At 67.5% G+C, this 19,358-nt stretch carries 19 protein-coding genes; 9 read left to right on the top strand and 10 right to left on the bottom strand.

The genetic code is table 11. The features are described from left to right. Positions 1-97 precede the first annotated feature (97 nt). From VIK36_RS01180 to VIK36_RS01165, 4 genes are all read left to right on the top strand, one after another. Positions 98-1,504: an amidase gene (locus VIK36_RS01180; protein WP_324643782.1), complete on the top strand. Its 1,407-nt coding sequence runs from the start codon at positions 98-100 to the stop codon at positions 1,502-1,504. Positions 1,505-1,635: 131 nt separating this feature from the next. Then, positions 1,636-1,863, top strand: coding sequence for a hypothetical protein (locus VIK36_RS01175; protein ID WP_324643781.1), 228 nt, complete (start codon positions 1,636-1,638; stop codon positions 1,861-1,863). Positions 1,864-1,973: 110 nt separating this feature from the next. Continuing rightward, on the top strand, positions 1,974-2,177 hold the full coding sequence (locus VIK36_RS01170) for a hypothetical protein (RefSeq protein ID WP_324643780.1): 204 nt from the start codon (positions 1,974-1,976) through the stop codon (positions 2,175-2,177). Positions 2,178-2,375: 198 nt separating this feature from the next. Then, entirely contained in the window at positions 2,376-2,828 is a 453-nt protein-coding gene (locus VIK36_RS01165; RefSeq protein ID WP_255174021.1) for a LapA family protein, read from the top strand. Positions 2,829-2,840: 12 nt separating this feature from the next. Here the strand turns inward: VIK36_RS01165 and VIK36_RS01160 are convergent, their stop codons facing one another. From VIK36_RS01160 to VIK36_RS01150, 3 genes are read right to left on the bottom strand one after another with little or no spacing between them, the layout of a single operon-like run. Continuing rightward, positions 2,841-4,373, bottom strand: coding sequence for an acetyl-CoA carboxylase carboxyltransferase subunit alpha/beta (locus tag VIK36_RS01160; protein ID WP_255174020.1), 1,533 nt, complete (start codon positions 4,371-4,373; stop codon positions 2,841-2,843). A 1-nt stretch (position 4,374) separates the two neighbouring features. Continuing rightward, positions 4,375-5,598, bottom strand: a complete 1,224-nt coding sequence (locus VIK36_RS01155; RefSeq protein ID WP_324643779.1) for a CoA transferase — start codon at positions 5,596-5,598, stop codon at positions 4,375-4,377. A gap of 45 nt (positions 5,599-5,643) precedes the next feature. Beyond that, positions 5,644-7,014, bottom strand: coding sequence for an SLC13 family permease (locus tag VIK36_RS01150; protein WP_159634477.1), 1,371 nt, complete (start codon positions 7,012-7,014; stop codon positions 5,644-5,646). 144 nt (positions 7,015-7,158) lie between these two features. On the opposite strand from VIK36_RS01150, the gene VIK36_RS01145 reads away from it, so the two are divergent. Both VIK36_RS01145 and VIK36_RS01140 read left to right on the top strand, forming a co-directional pair. Beyond that, entirely contained in the window at positions 7,159-7,857 is a 699-nt protein-coding gene (locus VIK36_RS01145) for a FadR/GntR family transcriptional regulator (protein ID WP_324643778.1), read from the top strand. Positions 7,858-7,996: 139 nt separating this feature from the next. Beyond that, positions 7,997-9,442: a cytosine permease gene (locus VIK36_RS01140; protein WP_324643777.1), complete on the top strand. Its 1,446-nt coding sequence runs from the start codon at positions 7,997-7,999 to the stop codon at positions 9,440-9,442. Between the two features lie 81 nt (positions 9,443-9,523). On the opposite strand, the gene VIK36_RS01135 is transcribed toward VIK36_RS01140, so the two are convergent. Both VIK36_RS01135 and VIK36_RS01130 read right to left on the bottom strand, forming a co-directional pair. Then, on the bottom strand, positions 9,524-9,985 hold the full coding sequence (locus VIK36_RS01135) for a DUF4190 domain-containing protein (RefSeq protein ID WP_324643776.1): 462 nt from the start codon (positions 9,983-9,985) through the stop codon (positions 9,524-9,526). Between the two features lie 34 nt (positions 9,986-10,019). After that, positions 10,020-10,616 (bottom strand): LysE/ArgO family amino acid transporter, encoded by a 597-nt coding sequence (locus tag VIK36_RS01130; protein ID WP_420716240.1) that lies wholly within the window; start codon positions 10,614-10,616, stop codon positions 10,020-10,022. Positions 10,617-10,686: 70 nt separating this feature from the next. On the opposite strand from VIK36_RS01130, the gene VIK36_RS01125 reads away from it, so the two are divergent. After that, a complete protein-coding gene (locus tag VIK36_RS01125) occupies positions 10,687-11,613 on the top strand; it encodes a LysR family transcriptional regulator ArgP (protein ID WP_324643775.1) in 927 nt (308 codons plus the stop codon). On the opposite strand, the gene VIK36_RS01120 is transcribed toward VIK36_RS01125, so the two are convergent. After that, the gene (locus tag VIK36_RS01120; RefSeq protein WP_324643774.1) at positions 11,573-12,529 is read right to left on the bottom strand and encodes a nuclease-related domain-containing protein; all 957 of its coding nucleotides are present in this window, start codon (positions 12,527-12,529) and stop codon (positions 11,573-11,575) included. The genes VIK36_RS01125 and VIK36_RS01120 overlap by 41 nt on opposite strands. 241 nt (positions 12,530-12,770) lie before the next feature. Between VIK36_RS01120 and pgm the strand changes: the two genes are divergently transcribed. Next, positions 12,771-14,423 carry a phosphoglucomutase (alpha-D-glucose-1,6-bisphosphate-dependent) gene (gene pgm / locus VIK36_RS01115; protein WP_324643773.1) on the top strand — a complete coding sequence of 551 codons (1,653 nt, stop codon included), beginning with the start codon at positions 12,771-12,773 and terminating at the stop codon, positions 14,421-14,423. Here the strand turns inward: pgm and VIK36_RS01110 are convergent. Together VIK36_RS01110 and VIK36_RS01105 are read right to left on the bottom strand one after the other, a co-directional pair. Next, entirely contained in the window at positions 14,420-14,947 is a 528-nt protein-coding gene (locus VIK36_RS01110) for a hypothetical protein (protein WP_255175708.1), read from the bottom strand. The two genes, pgm and VIK36_RS01110, sit on opposite strands and share 4 nt — an antisense overlap. 133 nt (positions 14,948-15,080) lie before the next feature. Then, positions 15,081-15,686 carry a malonic semialdehyde reductase gene (locus VIK36_RS01105; protein WP_255174012.1) on the bottom strand — a complete coding sequence of 202 codons (606 nt, stop codon included), beginning with the start codon at positions 15,684-15,686 and terminating at the stop codon, positions 15,081-15,083. A gap of 201 nt (positions 15,687-15,887) precedes the next feature. Between VIK36_RS01105 and VIK36_RS01100 the strand changes: the two genes are divergently transcribed. Next, the gene (locus tag VIK36_RS01100) at positions 15,888-17,240 is read left to right on the top strand and encodes a uracil-xanthine permease family protein (protein WP_159634544.1); all 1,353 of its coding nucleotides are present in this window, start codon (positions 15,888-15,890) and stop codon (positions 17,238-17,240) included. A 62-nt stretch (positions 17,241-17,302) separates the two neighbouring features. On the opposite strand, the gene VIK36_RS01095 is transcribed toward VIK36_RS01100, so the two are convergent. After that, the gene (locus tag VIK36_RS01095; protein ID WP_324643772.1) at positions 17,303-18,211 is read right to left on the bottom strand and encodes an SGNH/GDSL hydrolase family protein; all 909 of its coding nucleotides are present in this window, start codon (positions 18,209-18,211) and stop codon (positions 17,303-17,305) included. Continuing rightward, positions 18,208-19,092 carry a GAF domain-containing protein gene (locus VIK36_RS01090; protein ID WP_324643771.1) on the bottom strand — a complete coding sequence of 295 codons (885 nt, stop codon included), beginning with the start codon at positions 19,090-19,092 and terminating at the stop codon, positions 18,208-18,210. Before VIK36_RS01090 ends, VIK36_RS01095 begins: the two co-directional genes overlap by 4 nt. Positions 19,093-19,358 lie beyond the last annotated feature (266 nt).

Below are 19,358 nucleotides of genomic sequence, written 5' to 3'. Positions count from 1 at the left end.
TCCATGTCCCAGCAGCTGACAGCCCTTCCCGCGCTACTGGTATGTCCAGGCCGGAGCGCCGGGCCGCAGCCGAGGGGATGCCACTGGGGGTGCCACCGTGACTGAACTCCATGAACTCCCGGCGCTGGCCCTGCGGGACCTCCTTCGCAGTGGAGCGGTGTCATCCGCTGACGTCACTTCCCACTTCCTGGACCGGATCGGGCGGCAAAACCCCCTTTTGGGCGCCTTTGTTACGGTGACGGCGGACCAGGCCATGGAGCAGGCCCGGGCGGCGGATGCCCTGCGCTCCCGTTCGGAGGTCGACGACCTTCCCCTGATGCATGGCATACCGGTTGCGTTCAAGGACCTCACGGACGTGGCGGGGGTGGTGACCACGCACGGCAGTGCCGCCCTGGATCACAAACCAGCCCCCGTCGACGCTCCCCTCGTGGCCCTGTTCAAGGATGCCGGCGCGATTTCGCTGGGCAAGACGCAGGTGCCCGAATTCGGACTGACGGCCTACAGCGAGAACCGCATTGCGCCGCCGTCGCGCAATCCCCATGCACCCAGCAGGAGTTCGGGTGGGTCCTCCGGCGGCAGTGCAGCCGCTGTGGCAGCAGGGCTGCTGCCTTTCGCTCCCGGAACCGACGGCGGCGGATCAGTCCGCATACCCGCCGCCGCCTGCGGCCTGGTGGGACTCAAGCCCGGCCGGGGAGTCGTGGCCGCCGGGGAAAGTAGCGGGGACCCTGCACGGCTGGTGGCGCCGGGCCCCCTTGCGCGGAGCGCGGAGGACGCGGCACTGATGATGGACGTCCTGGCACCCGGGAATCAATACCTTTCGGCAGTTAAGCAGGAGCCACCGCGGCTGCGGATCGGCGTCACGCTGGACAGCCCGTGGTCAAGCACATTTCCATTCACGCCGGACCGGGAGGCCCTGGACGCGCTCCAGGCCGGCGAAACCCTCCTGGAACAGGCCGGCCATACCCTTGGTGACGCCGGCATCCGCTACGACAACCGCTACCCGGACGCCTTCACCACCGCGTGGACCGCCGGAGTGGGCGCTGCCCGCATCAGCCCGTCCCGGGAACCGCTGCTGGCGCCCCTGACCCGGACCTTCCGCCGGCGCGCCCAGCAACGCAGCCCGGCGAAGCTCGCGGAGGCGCTGGCATTCCTGCGGCAGTTCCAGCACGACACCCTGGCGCAGTACGGGCAGTGGGACCTGATGCTGATGCCGGCGCTGGCACAGACGCCACGGCCTGTGGGTTGGTTCACCGGCACCGCGCACGGCAGTGACCGCTGGCCGGCGGCCCAGTGGCCGGGGGATGCGGACGGCGACTACCGGAAGCAGTGCGAATACGCGCCCTGGTCGTCGATGGTGAATGTGTGCGGACTGCCGGCCATCACCATCCCTGTGCACTGGACCGGCGGTACCCCCGGGAACGGACTTCCCATGGGAATCCAGCTGGTGGGTCCCGTGGGATCGGAAGCCCTCCTCCTCCAGGTGGCGAACCAGTTGGGGTACTAGGCCAGTTGGGCGCTTTGCTGTTGACCTTAACCTAACGGCGGCTTAACCCAGCCGTAACCTGGGCTATCCAGACTGGTATAGCGCCATTCCGTTTCCTCCACCCACCAATGCTCCACGAGGAGTTGTCCCGCATGAATGCTGAACCCAGCGCAACCGGCGCCGAAACTGACGCGGCGGCCCCCGATGGCCGGCCAGACCTGAGCAACACCAACGTCAGGGAGGACCTCGCCATGGCCGGCCGCTGCGCCCTGGTCCACCTGCCCACCGGCAGGACGTGCCTGCTCCCCCTCCGCCATCAGGGGGCCTGCGAGTTCCACCGCCCGCAGGAGGCACAGGACATAGTGGCCAGCAGCAGCTGACGGGCGCCGGCGCCCTGCTGCCTCATGCACGTGCCCCCGTTGCCCCGCTCTCGACTCCAGTGCCGGGCAGGAGGACGATTAAAGGGCAGTCACCAAAAAGGAGGTCTGTGATGTGCTACGCATCGAATAAGGACTTCGGGTGGGGCGCAAAGAAAGAAACCAAGCGCCAGCCTGAAGCGGAACCGGAAATCCCTGCGGAAACTCCCGGGAAGCCGGCCAAGGCACAGGAATTCACGTTCTGGGCCTTCCCCAACTGGCGCAGGACGCCTGCGCCGCGCACCCCCTCCGCCGAAAAGAGCAGGGAGAGGGTCTGACGCCCGGGCAAAACCAACCCGGGCCGGAGTCGCTGGAGGGGTCCCCGCGCCGGGACCCCTCCAGCACCACGGCCCCCTGCAACCCTCCGCCGAAATGCAGCCGCTGCGGCGCCTCGTCGTTCAGGCCGTTGTGCTGCGGTGACCCTGGCGTCTATGGTTGAACCGTAAGCATGCTTAGCATTCTGGGAAGAGGACACTATGAGCGCAGGACAGGGCACGCCTACACCTGACAGGCAGCCGGAGCCAGAACACGCCACGGCACAGCCCCTCCCCCCGGAAACTCCGGCGGAACGTCCTGTGGGCCACGGCAACGCACCCTCTTACCGGGCGGATGTACCGGAAACGACGGGCGCCAGGGGTCCAGCCACCACGGCAGGGGCCGGCCCCGAACGAAAAGTCACCCGCGCCGGCGTCATCTGGGCCGCAGTGGTGGCCGCCCTGGTGCTCCTGATCCTGCTGATCGTCTTCATCCTGCAGAACCAGGAGCTGGTCCTGGTGAAGTTCCTGGGCTTTGAGGGGTCCGTCCCGCTGGGCATGGCGCTGTTCATTGCCGCCGTGACCGGCGGCGTGCTGGTAGCCGTGGCGGGCGGCGCGCGCATCCTGCAGCTACGTTCCAACGCCCACCGGGACAGGGTCCGGCAACGCAGGTAGCCGCCGTCGACCTCAGAAGGCGCCCAGGCTAGCGAACTTCCGGGCGCGGGCGGCGACGAGGTCAGGTACCGGAATATTGGCCACCGAACCCAGTTCGTACTCGATGGCCCGCGCCATCCGGGTGCAGAACTCGCGCGGCTCCAGTGAAGCGTCCCCCCGTTCATCCACGATGTGGTCCACCAGGCCGCTGGCATAGAGTGCGGCGACGTCAACACCCTGCGCCTGGGCCATGGCGGGCGCGAACGCGGTGGTGCGGTGCACGATGGCGCTGGCGCCCTCCGGAGGCAGGGGCGAGAGCCAGCTGTGCTGGGCGGCGATGGTCCGGTCTGCGGGCAGCAAAGCCAGCGCCCCTCCCCCGGCGCCCTGGCCAAGCAGCACGGAGACCGACGGGGATTCGAGCCCGATCAGTTCGTACAGCGAGCGCGCAATTTCCCCGGCAAGGCCGCCCTCCTCCGCTTCCTGCGAGAGGGCAGCACCGGCAGTATCAATGACCGTGAGCAGTGGCAGCCGCAGCTCCTCCGCCAGCTTCATGCCGCGGCGGGCCTCCCGCAGCGATCCCGGACCCATGCCGGCGGCGTCCTTCCGCAGCGGGCGCGCATGCCCCAGCACGATGCACGGCTGGGCGCCAAAGCGGGCCAGTGCCAGCAGCAGTCCCGGGTCCTTTTCCCCCTGCCCGGTTCCGTTGAGGGGCAACGCGTCCGTGGCGCCGATCCTCAGCAGCTGGCGCAGGTCCGGCCGCCGCTGCCGCCGCGAAATCCCAATCGAGGTCCAGGCGTCAGCAGTTGACGGCCTGATGTCCAGGGTCTCCGGCGGGGCGGGCACAGACGCCGGCGCGCTTCCGCCCCCGGCACTCCCGTTCGCGGCCAGGATGTCCAGCGCACGGCCCACCAGATCGGCCAGGTCGCCGGGTTCCACCACGCCGTCGATCAGTCCCTTGCTGAACAGGTTCTCCGCCACCTGCACGTTCTCCGGGAACGCTTCGCCGTACAGCGCCTCGTAGACGCGCGGGCCCAGGAAGCCCAGGAGGGCGCCCGGCTCGGCGACGTTGATGTGGCCCAAAGACCCCCAGGATGCCATCACGCCGCCGGTGGTGGGGTGCCGCAGGTAGACAAGGTAGGGAAGGCCGGCCTGCCGGTGTGCGCGGACTGCGCCGGTGATTTTCACCATGGACAGGAACGCGAGCGTCCCCTCCTGCATCCGGGTGCCGCCGGACGCAGGACCCGCCAGCAGCGGGAGCCCTTCAGCAGTGGCGCGTTCGACGGCGGCAACAATCCTTTGCGCCGCCGCGTGGCCTATCGAGCCGGCAAGGAAGGAGAATTCACTGACGATCAACGCCACCCTGTGGCCCCGGATCAGTCCGGCGCCGGTAATGACGGACTCGTCGGCGCCGCTGCGTTCGCGCGCCCTGGCCAAATCGCCGGCGTACTCCCCGGACAGCGCCGGCTGTTGGGGCTCGGTGTCCCAGGAGACAAAGGAACCCGGGTCCACCACGGTTTCCAGGAGCTCGGTGGCGTTCATGTGCCGCACCTTTTCTGCCGTCGCCAAGCTATTTCACCCCGGAAGCCGCAGCGGCGCCGGCCGTCGTGAGCCCCAGCCACTCCCGGATCGACTGCCCGTCCTCATTGAGCAGCGGCGGCGCGTCGTGTTCGGTCAGGGTGGTTTCCGCGGCATCACCCGGCGTGAAGAACCGCAGCGGCGGCCCGGGCAGGCTGACCTTTCCAAGCAGCGGATGCTGCACATCCACCACGAGCCCCTGGGACGCCACCTGCTCCCAGGCGTACACCTCGTCCAGCGAGCGCACCTTGCCTGCGGGGATCCCCGCGTCGTTCAGCTTTTGCAGCAGTTCCACCGCGCCGTACTCCGAGAAGGCGCGTTCGACGGCGGCAATCACCTCCACGCGGTTCCGCACCCTTTCGGCGTTGCTGGCGAAGCCCGGGGCATCCGGATCCAGGCCAAAGGCCGCGGCAAAGGACTGCCACAGCTTCTCGCTGCCGACGCTGATCTGCACGCTGCCGTCCTTGCAGTTGAACAGGCCGTAGGGGGCAATGGAGGGGTGGTGGTTGCCCTGGGCCTGCGGAACTTCACCGGCAACGGTGGTCCTGGTGCCCTGGAAGGCGTGGACTCCGATCAGGGACGCCAGCAGCGAGGTGCGCACCACCTTGCCCTGCCCGGTCCGGTTCCGCTCAACGAGGGCCGCCAGGACGCCAAACGCCCCGTTCATGCCGGAGAGCAGGTCGGCGATGGGAACGCCCACGCGCTGTGGATCATCCGGTCCGGATCCGGTCAGGGACATCAGCCCGGCCTCACCCTGGAGGATCTGGTCGTAGCCGCTGCGCTGGGATTCGGGACCGTCGTGGCCAAAGCCGGTAATGGACAGGATCACCAGGCGCGGGTTAATGCCGTGCATCGCCGCGGTGGAGAAGCCCAGCCGGTCCATGACCCCGGGCCGGAAGTTTTCGATCACCACATCCGCCCGCTCCAGGAGCCCGCGGAGCACCGCCTGGCCGTCTTCGCTCTTCAGGTCCAGGCTGATGGATTCCTTGTTGCGGTTGCAGGACATGAAGTAGGTGGACTGCAGGTCGTCTTCGGGCCCCACGAAGGGCGGGCCCCACCCCCGGGTGTCATCGCCCGTACCGGGGTTCTCCACCTTGATGACGCGGGCCCCGAGGTCCGCCAGCATCATGCCGGCGTGCGGTCCGGCCAGCGCCCGACTGAGGTCGACGACGATGTGCCCGGCCAGCGGGCCTTGGGAAGTTTCGGCGGTGCTCATGTGCTGGGTTTCCTTTCGTAAGTACGGCGGCGGATGCAGTGCCGGCTAGAGCCAGCCGGGGACCACCAGCGTCAGCCAGGCCAGGATGGGACCTGCCACGATGACCACCCCGCTGTACCCGAGGATCCGCTTGTAGAACTTGTCCTTGTCCACACCCTCCGGCGCGTTGGCCAGCACCAGGGCGCCGTTGGTGGAGAAGGGCGAGACGTCAACGATCGTGGCTGACACTGCCAGGGCACAGATGACGCCGACGGCGCCGATCTCGCCGGTGGAGAGGAACGGGACGGCGAGCGGGATGAGGGCCGCCAGGATGGCGGTGGAGGAGGCAAAGGCGGACACCACGGCGCCGATGAAGCAGATGATCAGGGCTGCCAGCAGCGGCATCCCCATGCCGGCCACCCCGCTGGAGACGAATTTGATGGTGCCGGCTTCCTCGAGCACGCCGACGAAGGTCAGCATTCCGCAGATGAGCAGCACGGTGGACCAGCTGATCTTGTTGATGGCGCCCTTCTGCGCGGCGGGTGAGACAAGGGCCAGCACGATGGCGATGGTGATGGACACGAAGCCGACGTCCATCTTGAAGCCGAGGGCCACGACGGCCAGCACGATCAGGCCGGCGATGGTGACCAGCTGCGGGATCCGGTCCTTGCGTTCCTTGGTGGCGGCGATGCCGTCACCCGCAGGGTCACGGGGTCCGTACATGCCCGAGCCGAAGCCCTTGAAGGGGACGTCACCGCCGGCTGCCTTGGCGCCGACGCTGACGGACATGCGGGCTTCTGCCGCCTGCTCCACGAAGTGCCCCACCTTGGAGGACAGGAGGTTCCTGCCGCCCAGGACCACGAAGAGCACCACGGCGATGACCAGGTTGAAGATGAAGCTGGACAGGAACAGCGCGGTGGGGCTGAAGGCAAGGTCCGTCTTGGCCAGGATGCCGTTCACGGTGACGCCGTACACCGCGATCGGTGAGAAGCCGCCGGCCTGTGCGCCATGGATCACCATCATGCCCATCAGGAGCGGGCTGATCTTGTACTTGCCGGCAAAGCTCAGGGCGATGGGGGCAATGATGGCGACGGCGGCGGGAGACAGTGCGCCCACGGCCGTGATCACGGCGGTGATGGCGAACATAACCCAGGGGATGAGGGCAACGCGGCTGCCCACGAGCTTGACGGCTCCCCGGACCAGGAGGTCGATGGTGCCGTTGTTCTGGGCGATGGCGAACAGGTAGGTGACGCCGACGATGGTGAGGAAGAGGCCGCCGGGGAAGTTGGCCAGGATTTCGTTGGTGGACATGCCCAGCACGACGGCACCCAGCAGGAAGGCGCCCACGAAGGCGAGGGCGCCCATGTTGAGGGGCAGGACGGTGGCGAGCAGGAACATCGCCGCGAGGATGATGATGGACAGGACAGGAGCGGACATCGTTGGTCCTCCATTTGGGGGAGCTTAAGGGAGCGAAAGTGTGACATGAGTTACTGGCTCACTGGACTAGCCTCTTAGACAGTGAGTCAATCTGTCAATAGACGAAGGCGGTATTCTGTACGGGTAGACCCAAGGGAGGGCTTTGTGGAGAAGACGGCACGGCTGGGCCTGGAACGCGTCACGCGGCCACGACTGTACGAGCAGCTGGTGGAACAGATCCTTGCCTATATCGAGTCAGCCCAGCTGAAGCCCGGCGACCTGCTGCCGGCCGAGCGCGACCTTGCCGAGCGGTTGGGCGTCTCCCGCGCCACTCTCGCCCAGGCACTTGTGGCCCTTGAGGTCCTTGGCGTCATTGACGTGCAGCACGGCACCGGAGCCGTCCTGGCCCGGAGGCCCAGCGTCGCCTCGGTGGTCAAGGGCCTGCGTGAACACCAGAGCCGGCTGCCGGAAATCGTGGAAGCCCGCAGCACCCTGGAGGTGAAGCTTGCCGCCCTTGCCGCGGAACGCCGGACGGAGCAGGATCTCGCCGCGATCGACAACGCCCTGGACGTCATGGCGCAGGAAATCAGTGACGGCGACCGCGGCACCCACGGTGATGAGCTGTTCCACCAGGCGATCACCGGCGCAGCGCATTCCTCTGTCCTTGCACAACTGATGGCCTTCATCGCGGAGATGATCCTGGAAACAAGGATGGAATCCCTGGGCCAGCCGGGAAGGCCGGAACAGTCGCTGGCTTCGCACCGGAAGATCGCGGATGCCGTGCGTGCGCAGGACGCGGCGGCAGCGGCAGACGCCATGCTGGCGCACATCGAGCTTGTCTCCGACGTGGAATTGCTCCGCTAGCAGCCGCACGCACCGGGCATCCCGCGGCGACACGCCCGACTGTCTGGCTTCCCGGACAGGTGCGCCTTATTGGCGGTGTTTCCGCGGCGTGAAAACCGAGGTGATGGACCTTACGTTTTCATCACTGAGGAGTTTGGCCATGGCCGGAGGCAGTACCGCCGTAGAGGCACGATCGATCGACATGATTCCGCCGGGCGAGCGCCACGGCCACCCGGGGGGCCAGTTCACCCTGTGGTTCGGCGCCAACGCGCAGATCACCGCCATCGTGGATGGCGCCCTTGCCGTGGTATTCGGGGCGGATGCCTTCTGGGCCATCGTGGGCCTGCTGGTGGGCAACGTGCTGGGCGGCGCCGTCATGGCCCTCCACTCTGCCCAGGGCCCCAAACTGGGGCTGCCCCAAATGATTTCCAGCCGCGCCCAGTTCGGCGTCTACGGAGCTGTGATCCCGCTGGCGCTGGTCATCCTGATGTACGTGGGGTTCGCCTCCACAGGCACCGTCCTCTCGGGGCAGGCCATCAACCTCATGCTGGGAGTGGACGCTCCCGCCGTCGGAATCCTCATCTTCGGTGCCGCCACTGCGCTGCTGGCCATCCTGGGCTACAAGTACATCCATGCGCTGGGCCGCATTGCCACAGTGCTGGGACTGGCCGGGTTCCTGTACCTGACAGTCGCCGTCGTCACCAAGTTCGATGTCACCCAGGTGATGATGGTCAAGGGCTTCGAATGGCCCACCTTCCTGACCGCCATCGCCCTCGGTGCAGGCTGGCAGCTGACCTTCGGCCCATACGTGGCCGACTACTCCCGCTACCTCCCGGCCCACACCTCGGAGCGCAAGACGTTCTGGTACACCTTCGCCGGCTCGGTGGGCGGCGCACAGTGGGCCATGACCCTGGGTGCCCTGGCCGGCGGGCTGTCCGCAGCCAAGCTCGGCGGGGACTTCCTGAAGAACCAGGTGGGGTACATGGGAGACCTTGCCGGCGGGGGCGTGATCGCCATCTTCATCTACCTGATGATCGTCACGGGCAAGCTGACCGTGAACTGCCTCAACGCCTACGGCGCCTTCATGTGCGGCGTCACCATCAGCACCGCGGTCAACCGCCGGGACACCGTCTCGAAAGCCGTGCGGATCGCGTTCATCGTGGCCGTTATCGGCGCCAGCGTCCTCATCGCACTGTTCGCCAGCAAGGACTTCCTGAACCTGTTCAAGAACTTCGTGCTCCTGCTGCTCATGGTGTTCACGCCCTGGTCCGTGATCAACCTCGTGGACTACTACAAGATCTCGCGCGACCGGCTGGACATTCCGGCCCTCTACAACCCGGACGGACGTTACGGCCGCTGGAACGCCGCCGCCCTGGTCTCCTATGGAGCCGGCGTCGTCGTTCAGATCCCGTTCCTGGCGCAGTCGCTGTACACCGGCCCGGTCACCAAGCTGCTGGGCGGCGCGGATATCTCCTGGCTCGTGGGGATCGTTGCCACCCTGGCCATCTACTACCCTTGGGCCAAGGCAACCAACCGCGCCCCGGCGGAGTCCATCTACCCCGAGAGCCCCGCAGGGGTGCCGGCTGCCGCGGCCGTGGAGGCATAAGCACGCGGTGCCGGAAGGCACGACGGCGGGCCGGGCGCAGGTGCCTGGGCCGCCGCCGCGGTCCGGACCAGGCCGGCAGGGCTAGAAGGTGCCGGTGTTTGACCCGGCGGTGGCGGCGACCGCCACGCCAATGATGAACAGCAGCCAGAGCGCCCCGTACCCCAGCAGGCAGAGGTAGCCCAGCACCAGGCCGGTAATCGACATCCCCTTGCCCGAGGGTTCGCGGCGCAGTGCCAGGTGGCCGGTGATGATGGCGGCGAACTGGGGAAGCAACAGCCAGCCCATGATGACTGAGGCGATGCCGCAGACCATGCTGGCGATGCTCAGGGTCTTCGGTTCCACAGTTCCGCCGTAGTAGGACGGCTGCCCGAAATACTGGGTGTTGCCGTACTGGGGCTGGCCGTACTGATTTTGGCCGTACCGGGGCTGGCCGTACTGCTGGGGCGGCTGGTACCCGGGCCACGGCGAACCGTTGGGATGGTTTCCGGGACGCTGGTAATCGGGCCCCTGGTAATCAGGCCCTTGGGATGGCTGGCTGGTCATGATTTCTCCCCTGCGAATCTGACTACAGCCTACTTCAGTGCAGGATCAGGCGGACGGCCAGGATCACCATCAGGACGCCGATGGACGCGTCGATCCACCGCCAGGTGCGGGCGCTTGCCAGCACTCCGGCCAGCGCCCGCGCCCCGTACCCCAGGACGGAAAACCACAGGACGCTTCCGGCCACGGCGCCGGCGGAATAAGTCCAGCGCAGGTCAGGACCCTGCTGGTTGGCAAGGCTGCCCAGCAGCACCACGGTGTCCAGGTAGACATGCGGGTTGAGGAATGTCAGGGCCGCCGTGGTTGCGATGACCGAATTCCTGGACCTGGGCGCCTGCTCCGCCAGCGCGGCAGGCCTGGCCGCAGCCATAAAGGACCGCACTGCGAACCACAGCAGGTAGGCGGCTCCCGCCCAGCGCAGGACTTCCAGCACTCCCGGGAACCGGGTGACCAGCGCCCCGATACCCGCCGTACCGGGCACGATCAGCAGGGCGTCACCGGCCATGCAGACAGCCACCACTGCCCCGATGTGCTCCCGGCGGATGCCCTGGCGCAGCACAAAGGCGTTCTGGGCGCCGATCGCAACTATCAGCGCCAGCCCGGTCAGCATTCCCGTAATTCCTGCGGCCCACATACCAATGACCGTAGGATCCCCTCTCGGTGAAGGCAAATAACGGATCCTTCGTTCTCATTAGAATGTCTTCATGAACCTTGAGCATCTGAGAGCCCTCGTCGCGGTCATGGACGAAGGAACCTTTGAAGCCGCAGCAGACCTGCTCCGGATCACGCCGTCCGCGGTGAGCCAGCGGATCAAGGCGCTGGAAGCGTCCGTGGGCCAGGTCCTGGTACGCCGCCGGGTGCCCTGTACCGCCACGGACGCCGGTGCGCTGCTGCTGCGGATGGCGCGGCAGGTGCAGGTACTGGAGGCGGAAACGTCAGCAGCACTGGGAGCAGGGTCGCCGGCGCGGGCCCATCTGCCGGTGGCCGTGAACGCTGATTCGCTGGCCACGTGGTTCATTCCGGTCCTGCACCAGGCCGCAGGCTGGGAGGACTCTGCCCTGGACCTCCATGTGGAGGACCAGGGCTACAGCAGCCAGCTGCTCCGCGACGGAGCGGTCATGGGCGCAGTGACGTCCGACCCCGTCCCGATGAGCGGGTGCCGCGTGGAGCTGCTGGGATCCATGCGCTACATCCCGGTGGCCACCCCGGCGCTGCGCCGTCGCTATTCCGCCTCCGGCATCGTGGACTGGGCGGCCATGCCGGTGCTGAAATTCAACACGAAGGACACGCTCCAGCAGCAGCTGCTGACCGCGAAGAGCGTGCCTGGACTTCCACCCACGCATACGGTGCCTTCTTCCCAGGGGTTCCTGGCAGCCGTCAAGGCCGGCCTGGGCTGGGGAATGATCCCGGAGCTTCAGCTCACCGGCGAGCTGGCCGACGGTGTCCTGGTCCGGCTGGAGGAGGACGCCCACCAGGATGTGGCCCTCTACTGGCAAGCCTGGGCCCTGGATTCAGACCGGCTCGCGCGGCTGGGCGCAGCTGTCCGGACGGCTGCCGGAACCCTGCTGCAGCCCGGAGGCGGCCGGGAAGCTAACGGGCCAAGTAGGGCAGGATATAGACGGCGAAAATGACGAAGGCAGCCAGCAGCGCCAGCTTTCCTCCGCTGGTACTGCCGTGCTGCTGCGCTTTGGTGTTCCGGCCGTGGCGCCCCGCACCGGGCGGTCGCGCTGACCGCTTTTTTGCCGGCAGCCCAGCCGCCCCACTGGCCCGCTGGCCTGCTGGTGTTTCCCGTGGCGGCAGCGCCCGGCCGGCGGGGTGCCGCGCTGCACTGCGGGCCCTGGCGGACTCGTCGCCGGAGCCGGCAGTGCTTCCCGGGAGTACCGCGGGCCCCGTTGGGGGCAGCGCACCCGCCGGGCGCACCACCGTTCCCGGGCGCACGTTGCGCAGGGCCGTGATGCCCGGCTCCTGCTCATGCGTAAGCTGCCGGCCCAGCTCCTCATACAGGCCCACGACTGCCTGCTGGTCGAGGACGGCAGGCAACGCCTCGATGGCCCCGACAACCCGTTGGGAACCCGCCACGGCGACGTCCGAGGCCGTCACTCCGAAAAGGTCCGGCTGCGCAGCCATGCAAATGAGCGGACGCACCAGCCTGCGGTGCGGCGGAGCCAGCACCGAGGCGACAGCAGCACACTGGGCCAGGGCACCCTCCACCGCTTGGGTCCGCGCGTAACGGCCCTGCCACAGCACCCCGGAAGCCACCCGCACTTCACCGGTCCAGTTCTTCGAATCCACCACCACCACGCCGCCCGGGCCCACCAGGACATGGTCCAGGTTTGCCTTGGGCCTGCCCGGCCAATGGACATCGTGGAGGACGTACCAGCCGCGGGGAACCAGCTCGCTGAGCTTGTCGGCCACCATCCGCTCCCCCACCGCGCCGGCGTCCCATGCCTTGGTGGAATGTTCGGCCTGGTCCAGCCGCCGCTTCAGCCGTGCAACGCGCTCGGCAGCAAGCCTGGACTGTTCCGCTGCCCCGTCTCCTGCCCCCATTGGACGTCCCCGTTTCCTTGCCGGACAGGACGACGCCGGCAGCCCGCCGTCGTCCGTTCCTTTCGCGTGTTTTCGTGGAATTTTCTTGAAATTAGCAGGGCACGGAAGGGCCGGTATATAGGTACTTTTGCGGGCGTGTACTCAGGTTGACTACTTGGTTTGCGTCCGTCACGTCAGGTCACAGCGTCCGGATTCTGGGCGGGTCGTTTTGACTCCTGCCAGCTTCTGGCATGCTGGTGCCATGGCTAGCCGCGCGGGTACAGTTGCCCAACCCCAGGACCTTGTTGACATCACTGCGCTCCTTGACGCGTATTACGACATCGCGCCGGACCTCAGTGATCCCGGCCAACGCGTGGTGTTCGGGACATCCGGGCACCGGGGATCCAGCCTCAAAGCGTCGTTCAATGAACCACACATCGTGGCCATCACCCAGGCCATCGTGGAGTACCGGGCGGCGCAGGGCGTCACCGGTCCGCTGTTCCTGGCCAAGGACACCCACGCACTGAGCGAGCCGGCACAGAACTCGGCCCTCGAGGTCCTCGCCGCCAACGGCGTCCAGGTGCTGGTCGACGCCCGGCACGGCTACACCCCCACGCCGGCGCTGAGCCACGCCATCCTTACGTACAACCGGAAGGCGGCGCTCGGGGCACCGCAGGCTGACGGCATCGTGGTGACGCCCAGCCACAACCCGCCGGCCGACGGCGGCTTCAAGTACAACCCCCCGCACGGCGGCCCCGCTGACTCGGACGCCACGGGCTGGATCGCCAACCGGGCCAACGAGCTGCTGGAAAACGGCCTGCGCGGTGTGAAGCGGATTCCGCTGGCCGACGCCCAGGCCGCGGACACCACCGGCAAGTTCGACTTCCTCAGCAGCTACGTGGACGACCTTCCGTCCGTCCTGAACCTGGACGCCATCCGCGAGGCCGGCGTCCGGATCGGGGCCGACCCCATGGGCGGGGCTTCCGTGGACTACTGGGGCGAGATCGCCGAGCGCCACCACCTGGACCTCACTGTAGTGAACCCCACGGTGGATCCGCAGTGGGCGTTCATGACCCTGGACTGGGACGAGAAGATCCGGATGGACTGCTCGTCGCCGTCGGCCATGGCATCGTTGATCCAGCGGATGTCTGCCGGCGGATCCACCTTCGATATCGCCACCGGCAATGACGCCGACGCCGACCGCCACGGCATCGTCACCCCTGACGGCGGGCTGATGAACCCTAACCACTACCTCGCCGTCGCCATCGACTACCTTTACCGCAACCGCAGCGGCTGGAACCCGGCCTCCGTGGTGGGCAAGACCCTGGTGTCCTCCTCCATCATCGACCGCGTGGCGCAGAGCCTGGGCCGCAAGCTCGTGGAGGTCCCGGTGGGCTTCAAGTGGTTCGTCCCCGGCCTGCTGTCCGGTGAAGGCGCGTTCGGCGGCGAGGAATCCGCCGGCGCCTCCTTCAACAAGCTGGACGGCAGCGTGTGGACCACGGACAAGGACGGCATCCTGCTGGCCCTGCTGGCGTCCGAGATCACCGCGGTCACGGGCAAGTCCCCGTCCCAGCTGTACAAGGGCCTGACCGACCAGTTCGGCGCCCCGGTCTACGCCCGGATCGACGCCGCCGCAACACGCGAGCAGAAGGCAAAGCTGGGCAAGCTGTCCGCTGCGGACGTCACCGCCACCTCGCTGGCAGGCGAGGAGATCACCGCCAAGCTCACCGAGGCGCCCGGCAACGGCGCACCCATCGGCGGCCTGAAGGTGGTCACCGAGAACGCCTGGTTCGCGGCCCGTCCGTCCGGCACCGAGGACGTGTACAAGATCTACGCCGAGTCCTTCAAGGGCGAGGAGCACCTGAAGCAGGTGCAGGCGGAGGCCAAGGCGCTGGTGGACAGCGTCATCGCCTAGCTTTCACCTTCGCGGCACCACAGCCGGAGGACGCGCCTGATGGTGTGGTCGCCGTGGGGAGCCATGTCCACCAGGGCGACGCGGTCAAGCACGACGGCGTCGCCCGGGTGGAGGCGCTTGTCACCGTGGTGCGAGACGTGGGGCCGGTATCCGGCGAGGGTGTGGGCGGGCGTCAGGATCCTGCCGCCGATGCCGTCGACGGCGGCAACCAACTGCCCGTGCAGGGCCTGCAGGTCCGGCTGCAGGTTGATGAGGTTGACCGGTACCGAGCCGTTGCGGCCGAACGCCGCATCCTCCCCCACCGTGAGCCCGGCACCCAGCGCAGCGGCGACCGGCGCATCAGCGAGCCCGGCAATGCGTTCCGCGACGTCCGCGGGGTCCTGGGTGTTTGTGGTGGCGGCAGCGCCGGCGTCGAACCTCATGTCAAACCGCACCAGCGTGATGTGCAGCGGCCAGTCCGTCCGCGGGAAAACCTGGCCCTCGGCCACCGGCTCGACGAACGCCACGAAGATCAGGTTCCGCATCGGCATGCCCCCAGTCTCCCACTCCCCGTCAGACGCCCCATCACCTCCCTCCCTTAAAAACCCAACGCCCCATCAGTAGGTGATGGGGCGTTGGGAAAAAAGGGGGCAGGAAGTGATGGCGCGTCGGGGAGTGTTAGACGGTGCGGACGGCCTCGCTGTAGGAGTACTTGGGCTTTGCCTCGCCCCAGGCTTCCTCACCGGGCTGGCCGATGTTGACCACCAGGAAGCTCTTCTGGTCGCCGGCCGGGAAGAAGGCAGCGTCGATCGCGGCGAAGTCCGCGCCCGTCATGGGACCGGCGGCGAAGCCGAGCGAGCGGACAGCCAGGATGAAGTAGCCGGCCTGCAGGTGGGCGTTGTTGTTGCCCGTGGCTGCGGCAAGGGCCGGGTCGGCGTCGTACATGGCCTTGGGGGCGTTGTAGCCGGGGAGGAAGTTGTCCCACTTGCCGGCCCAGTCGGTGTCGTAGCTGAGGATGGCCACGAGCGGCGCGGAAGCCGTCTTGGCCTGGTTGCCGCGGGACAGGGCATCCACCAAGGTGGCGCGGGCCTCGGCCGAGCGGACGTAGGTGACGCGCAGCGGCTGCGAGTTGAACGCGGTGGGGCCGAACTTGGTGAGTTCGTAGATGGCCTGGGCCTGCTCCTCGGTCACCTCACCCGTGAAGGAGTTGGCGGTGCGGGCCTGGGCAAAGATGGCGTCGACGGCTGCCGAATCGATAACCGCTTCTTCATGGGCAATGGTCATTGGCTTACCTTTCGCTGCGCCGCCCGCCTGCCGGGGTGGCCTCTGTTGCTTTCCTATAGTTGCAACTTCAAGTGCTCTGCTCCTCTTCCCGCCACCGGGCGTGACCTTGACCACAGAAGACCGCGGGAAATACTTGGCGGTATTCTGGACCGAGTTGATCTTCGCCCCTTCGCGGCACCCCCTTGAAAGGCATTCCTTCCCATGAGCATGCTCGGAATCAAATGGAAGCTGCACGGCACCGGTAAAACCATCAAGCCCGGCCAGGTGGTGGCCCCTGATGAGCGGCTGGCGTGGCCGTTGACCATCGGAGTGGGAATGCAGCACGTGGTGGCCATGTTCGGCGCCACCTTCCTGGTTCCCATCATTACCGGGATGCCGCCTGCCACCACCCTGTTCTTCTCGGGCATCGGGACGCTGCTGTTCCTGGTGATCACCAAGGGCCGGGTGCCCAGCTACCTGGGCTCAAGCTTTGCGTTCATCGCCCCCATCACCGCCTCGCAGGCGCAGTTCGGGATCCCCGGAGCCCTGGGCGGCGTGGTCCTCGCCGGCGCCACGCTGGCCCTGGTGGGTGCGGTGGTGCAGAAGTTCGGCGCCGGCTGGATCAACCGGCTGATGCCACCCATCGTCACCGGTGCCATTGTGGCGCTGATCGGGCTGAACCTGGCCCCCGCCGCGAAGCAGAACTTCGATGCCGCCCCCATCACCGCCCTGGTCACGCTGGTCACCATCATCCTGGTCAGCGTCCTGTTCCGCGGAATCCTTGGCCGGCTCAGCATCCTGGTGGGCGTGGTGGTGGGCTACCTGGTGGCCATGCTCCGCGGCGAGGTGAAGTACGACAAGATGGACGCCGCAGCCTGGATCGGCCTGCCGCACTTCCAGACCCCCGAGTTCCATATCGGCGTCCTGGGGCTGTTCGTCCCCGTGGTTTTGGTGCTGGTGGCGGAGAACATCGGCCACGTGAAATCGGTCGCCGCCATGACGGGCCAGAACCTCGACGGCGTCTCCGGACGCGCGCTGATGGCGGACGGCGCCGCCACCGTTCTGGCCGGCTTCGGCGGCGGCTCGGGCACCACCACCTACGCGGAGAACATCGGCGTCATGGCTGCCACCAAGGTGTATTCGACGGCGGCCTACTGGGTTGCAGGCATGTTCGCCATCCTGCTCAGCTTCTCACCGAAGTTCGGCGAGCTGATTGCCACCGTCCCGGCCGGCGTGCTGGGCGGCGCGGCCACCATGCTGTACGGCATGATCGGCATCCTGGGCGTGAAGATCTGGGTGCAGAGCAAGGTGAACTTCTCGAACCCCGTTAACCTGACCACGGCCGCCGTCGCCCTGATCATCGGCATCGCCGACTACACCTGGACCATCGGGGATCTTAAGTTCACCGGCATTGCCCTGGGTTCCGCTGCCGCGCTGGTGATCTACCACGGCATGAAGGCCATCGCGAAGGCGCGCGGAACTGTGGCCGAGCCCGAAACGGAACAGGGCGTACTGCCTCCGGCGGTCAAGTCTGCGCTGAACGCGGCAGCGAAGCGGGGCCCGAGGAAGCGCTGAGCCCCGCAAGGGACCGGCCAAGGGCTCGCGGCGGGTGTTTTCACACGGCGCCGGACAGAGGGCTAAGCTGCCTGTCCCTCCGGTGCGGGGCCACCCGCCATTCCAGGGTTCGGGCCTGCCACGGGGTGCCCGGGCGGGAATGGTCCCGGGCGGCCCAGGCCAAACACGGGCGCCGGGGAGGGCCGTTTCGCCGCAAGGTCGTCGCCGGCGTGGTGGGGAAGCAGCCGCTTGAGCACCCACGGCACAAAGTACTGCCGCGCCCACACCAGGTCCTCAGCCCGGGCCTGCGTCCACCCATGGGCCGGAAGCGGCCGCGGCTGGAGCGGCTTGAGGGTGTGCGCTACCCCCAGGGCGTTGAGGGTTGCCACGGCCACGGAGTGATGGCCCAGCGGGGACAGGTGCAGCCGGTCCGGGTCCCACATCAGTGCGTGCTGAAGCTCAGGCAGGCACCACAGGTCCACCATGATGGCGTGGTGCCGCGCGCCGATCCTGTGCAGGTGCTCGTTATAGATCGCCACGCGTCCGCGGATCTTGCCAAAGACAGGAGTATCGCCCCAGTCCGGACCTGCGTAGAGCAGCACCGTGGCACCGGTGGCGGACAGGATACCGACGGCCTCGTCGATCTTTTCCGCCAGCTTGTCCGGGTCGCCGTGGCGGAACACGATGTCGTTACCGCCGCCGGACATGGCGATCAGGTCGGGTTTCAGTGCCAGGGCCGGCTCCAGCTGCACGTCGAGGATTTGTTTCAGAAGGAAACCCCGGATCGCCAGGTTGGCGTAGGCGAAGTCCGGCTGGCTGTCGGCGAGTTCCTCGGCCACCCGGTCAGCCCAGCCGCGGAGGCCGCCCAGGCTGTTCGGTTCGGGGTCGCCAATTCCTTCGGTGTAGGAGTCCCCCAGGGCAACGAACCGGTGCCAGGGGTGCCTGTCCGGTCCTTCGACGACGGAGCTCAGCTCCTGCTTCTCGATGGTCATGCCGTCCTTCCTTCCGCCGCCGGCGGGGGTTCCTTCCCCGCCGCAGCTTCCTTCCGGGGCGACTTTCCGGTTGGAAAGTCCCGCCCCGCCGCCGACGGGAGCGGAAGCTCCGCCACGCCGTCGAACGTTTCCTGCCGCCGCCCTGGAACCTGCCCGCCCCCGCGGTCCACGCCGCCGGGGGCCACAACGTTCAGTGCCGCGTCCCGCAGGTCCACTTCGTGGTGCAGCGCCTGCGTCTGCAGGAACCGCAGTGCACCCTCGCGGGTGAGTCCGTATTCGTTCATGAGGCTGCGCACCGCCAGGTCCACCAGGACCAGCGAGCTTTGGACGACGGCGAGACCGGCTGTTGCTTCCGCGCGCTCCGCAGTGCGGACTACGACGCGCAGGGCCCGCGACACCTGGCGTACGTAGCTTTGGCTCTGCATCAGGTCGTCGCTGGTGAAGGCATGCGGGGACGCTGCGTAGAGGGTGATGGCAGCGCTCGTGGCGCCTTCGGTAAGGATGGGCACGGAAAGCAGGGACTGCACGCCATGGCCGGCGGCGGCGCTGGAATAGCCGGGCCAGCGCCGGTCCCGGCCCAGGTCGGACAGCAGGACGAATTCCCCGGTGCGCACGGCGTCCATGACCGGCCCGTCGGCAAACGAGCACTGTTCGCGGTCGGCCTCGCGCGCCTGCTCCGTACTGGCCGCGAGGGTGCGTGCCTTGCCCAGGCGAAAGAGGGTGGCCGCCCAGCCGATGCCGCGGCGCTCACCTTTGATACCCGTCATGAAGTCGCGGGTGACCTCCCAGAGGTAGTCTTCGACGTCCTTGCTGTCGAATACCGGCTCCGGGGTAACTGGAAGCGGTCCCCAGCCAACCTGCCCCGTGGGATCAGCGGCCATGCTCCAGCCCTGCTATCAGCGCTTCGGCCCACTGCAAAACCTTTGCTCTAAGAATACGACCCGTGGACGCGTTGGTGGGGGAAACGGGCAAAACAGGGGGGATTCGCGGGCTTAGGGAGGAGCGGCGCGCCGGTGTCCCTTCCGCAGGCTCCGCTGCGCAGTAGCATCGGGAGGGGGGAACACCGAATACTCCCTGCTCGCTTGGGTACCTGACCTTGGGCAAGGGGTCTTGGAGCATCCATGCCAGCACGGAAACGAGCAACGGA

Origin of the sequence: Pseudarthrobacter sp. LT1 (genome assembly GCF_035621795.1) — a bacterium.
Lineage (GTDB): Bacteria > Actinomycetota > Actinomycetes > Actinomycetales > Micrococcaceae > Arthrobacter.
The sequence above is the reverse complement of the archived record's forward strand: the minus strand, read 5'-3'. Positions and strand labels throughout refer to the sequence as shown.

Excerpts from the sequence above, each read along its gene's own strand:
- VIK36_RS01175 (WP_324643781.1), top strand. The coding sequence starts at position 1,636 with ATGAATGCTGAACCCAGCGCAACCGGCGCCGAAACTGACGCGGCGGCC.
- VIK36_RS01170 (WP_324643780.1), top strand. The coding sequence starts at position 1,974 with ATGTGCTACGCATCGAATAAGGACTTCGGGTGGGGCGCAAAGAAAGAA.
- VIK36_RS01165 (WP_255174021.1), top strand. The coding sequence starts at position 2,376 with ATGAGCGCAGGACAGGGCACGCCTACACCTGACAGGCAGCCGGAGCCA.
- VIK36_RS01155 (WP_324643779.1), bottom strand. The coding sequence starts at position 5,598 with ATGAGCACCGCCGAAACTTCCCAAGGCCCGCTGGCCGGGCACATCGTC.
- VIK36_RS01150 (WP_159634477.1), bottom strand. The coding sequence starts at position 7,014 with ATGTCCGCTCCTGTCCTGTCCATCATCATCCTCGCGGCGATGTTCCTG.
- VIK36_RS01140 (WP_324643777.1), top strand. The coding sequence starts at position 7,997 with ATGGCCGGAGGCAGTACCGCCGTAGAGGCACGATCGATCGACATGATT.
- VIK36_RS01135 (WP_324643776.1), bottom strand. The coding sequence starts at position 9,985 with ATGACCAGCCAGCCATCCCAAGGGCCTGATTACCAGGGGCCCGATTAC.
- VIK36_RS01130 (WP_420716240.1), bottom strand. The coding sequence starts at position 10,616 with ATGTGGGCCGCAGGAATTACGGGAATGCTGACCGGGCTGGCGCTGATA.
- VIK36_RS01125 (WP_324643775.1), top strand. The coding sequence starts at position 10,687 with ATGAACCTTGAGCATCTGAGAGCCCTCGTCGCGGTCATGGACGAAGGA.
- VIK36_RS01120 (WP_324643774.1), bottom strand. The coding sequence starts at position 12,529 with ATGGGGGCAGGAGACGGGGCAGCGGAACAGTCCAGGCTTGCTGCCGAG.
- pgm (WP_324643773.1), top strand. The coding sequence starts at position 12,771 with ATGGCTAGCCGCGCGGGTACAGTTGCCCAACCCCAGGACCTTGTTGAC.
- VIK36_RS01110 (WP_255175708.1), bottom strand. The coding sequence starts at position 14,947 with ATGCGGAACCTGATCTTCGTGGCGTTCGTCGAGCCGGTGGCCGAGGGC.
- VIK36_RS01105 (WP_255174012.1), bottom strand. The coding sequence starts at position 15,686 with ATGACCATTGCCCATGAAGAAGCGGTTATCGATTCGGCAGCCGTCGAC.
- VIK36_RS01100 (WP_159634544.1), top strand. The coding sequence starts at position 15,888 with ATGAGCATGCTCGGAATCAAATGGAAGCTGCACGGCACCGGTAAAACC.
- VIK36_RS01095 (WP_324643772.1), bottom strand. The coding sequence starts at position 18,211 with ATGACCATCGAGAAGCAGGAGCTGAGCTCCGTCGTCGAAGGACCGGAC.
- VIK36_RS01090 (WP_324643771.1), bottom strand. The coding sequence starts at position 19,092 with ATGGCCGCTGATCCCACGGGGCAGGTTGGCTGGGGACCGCTTCCAGTT.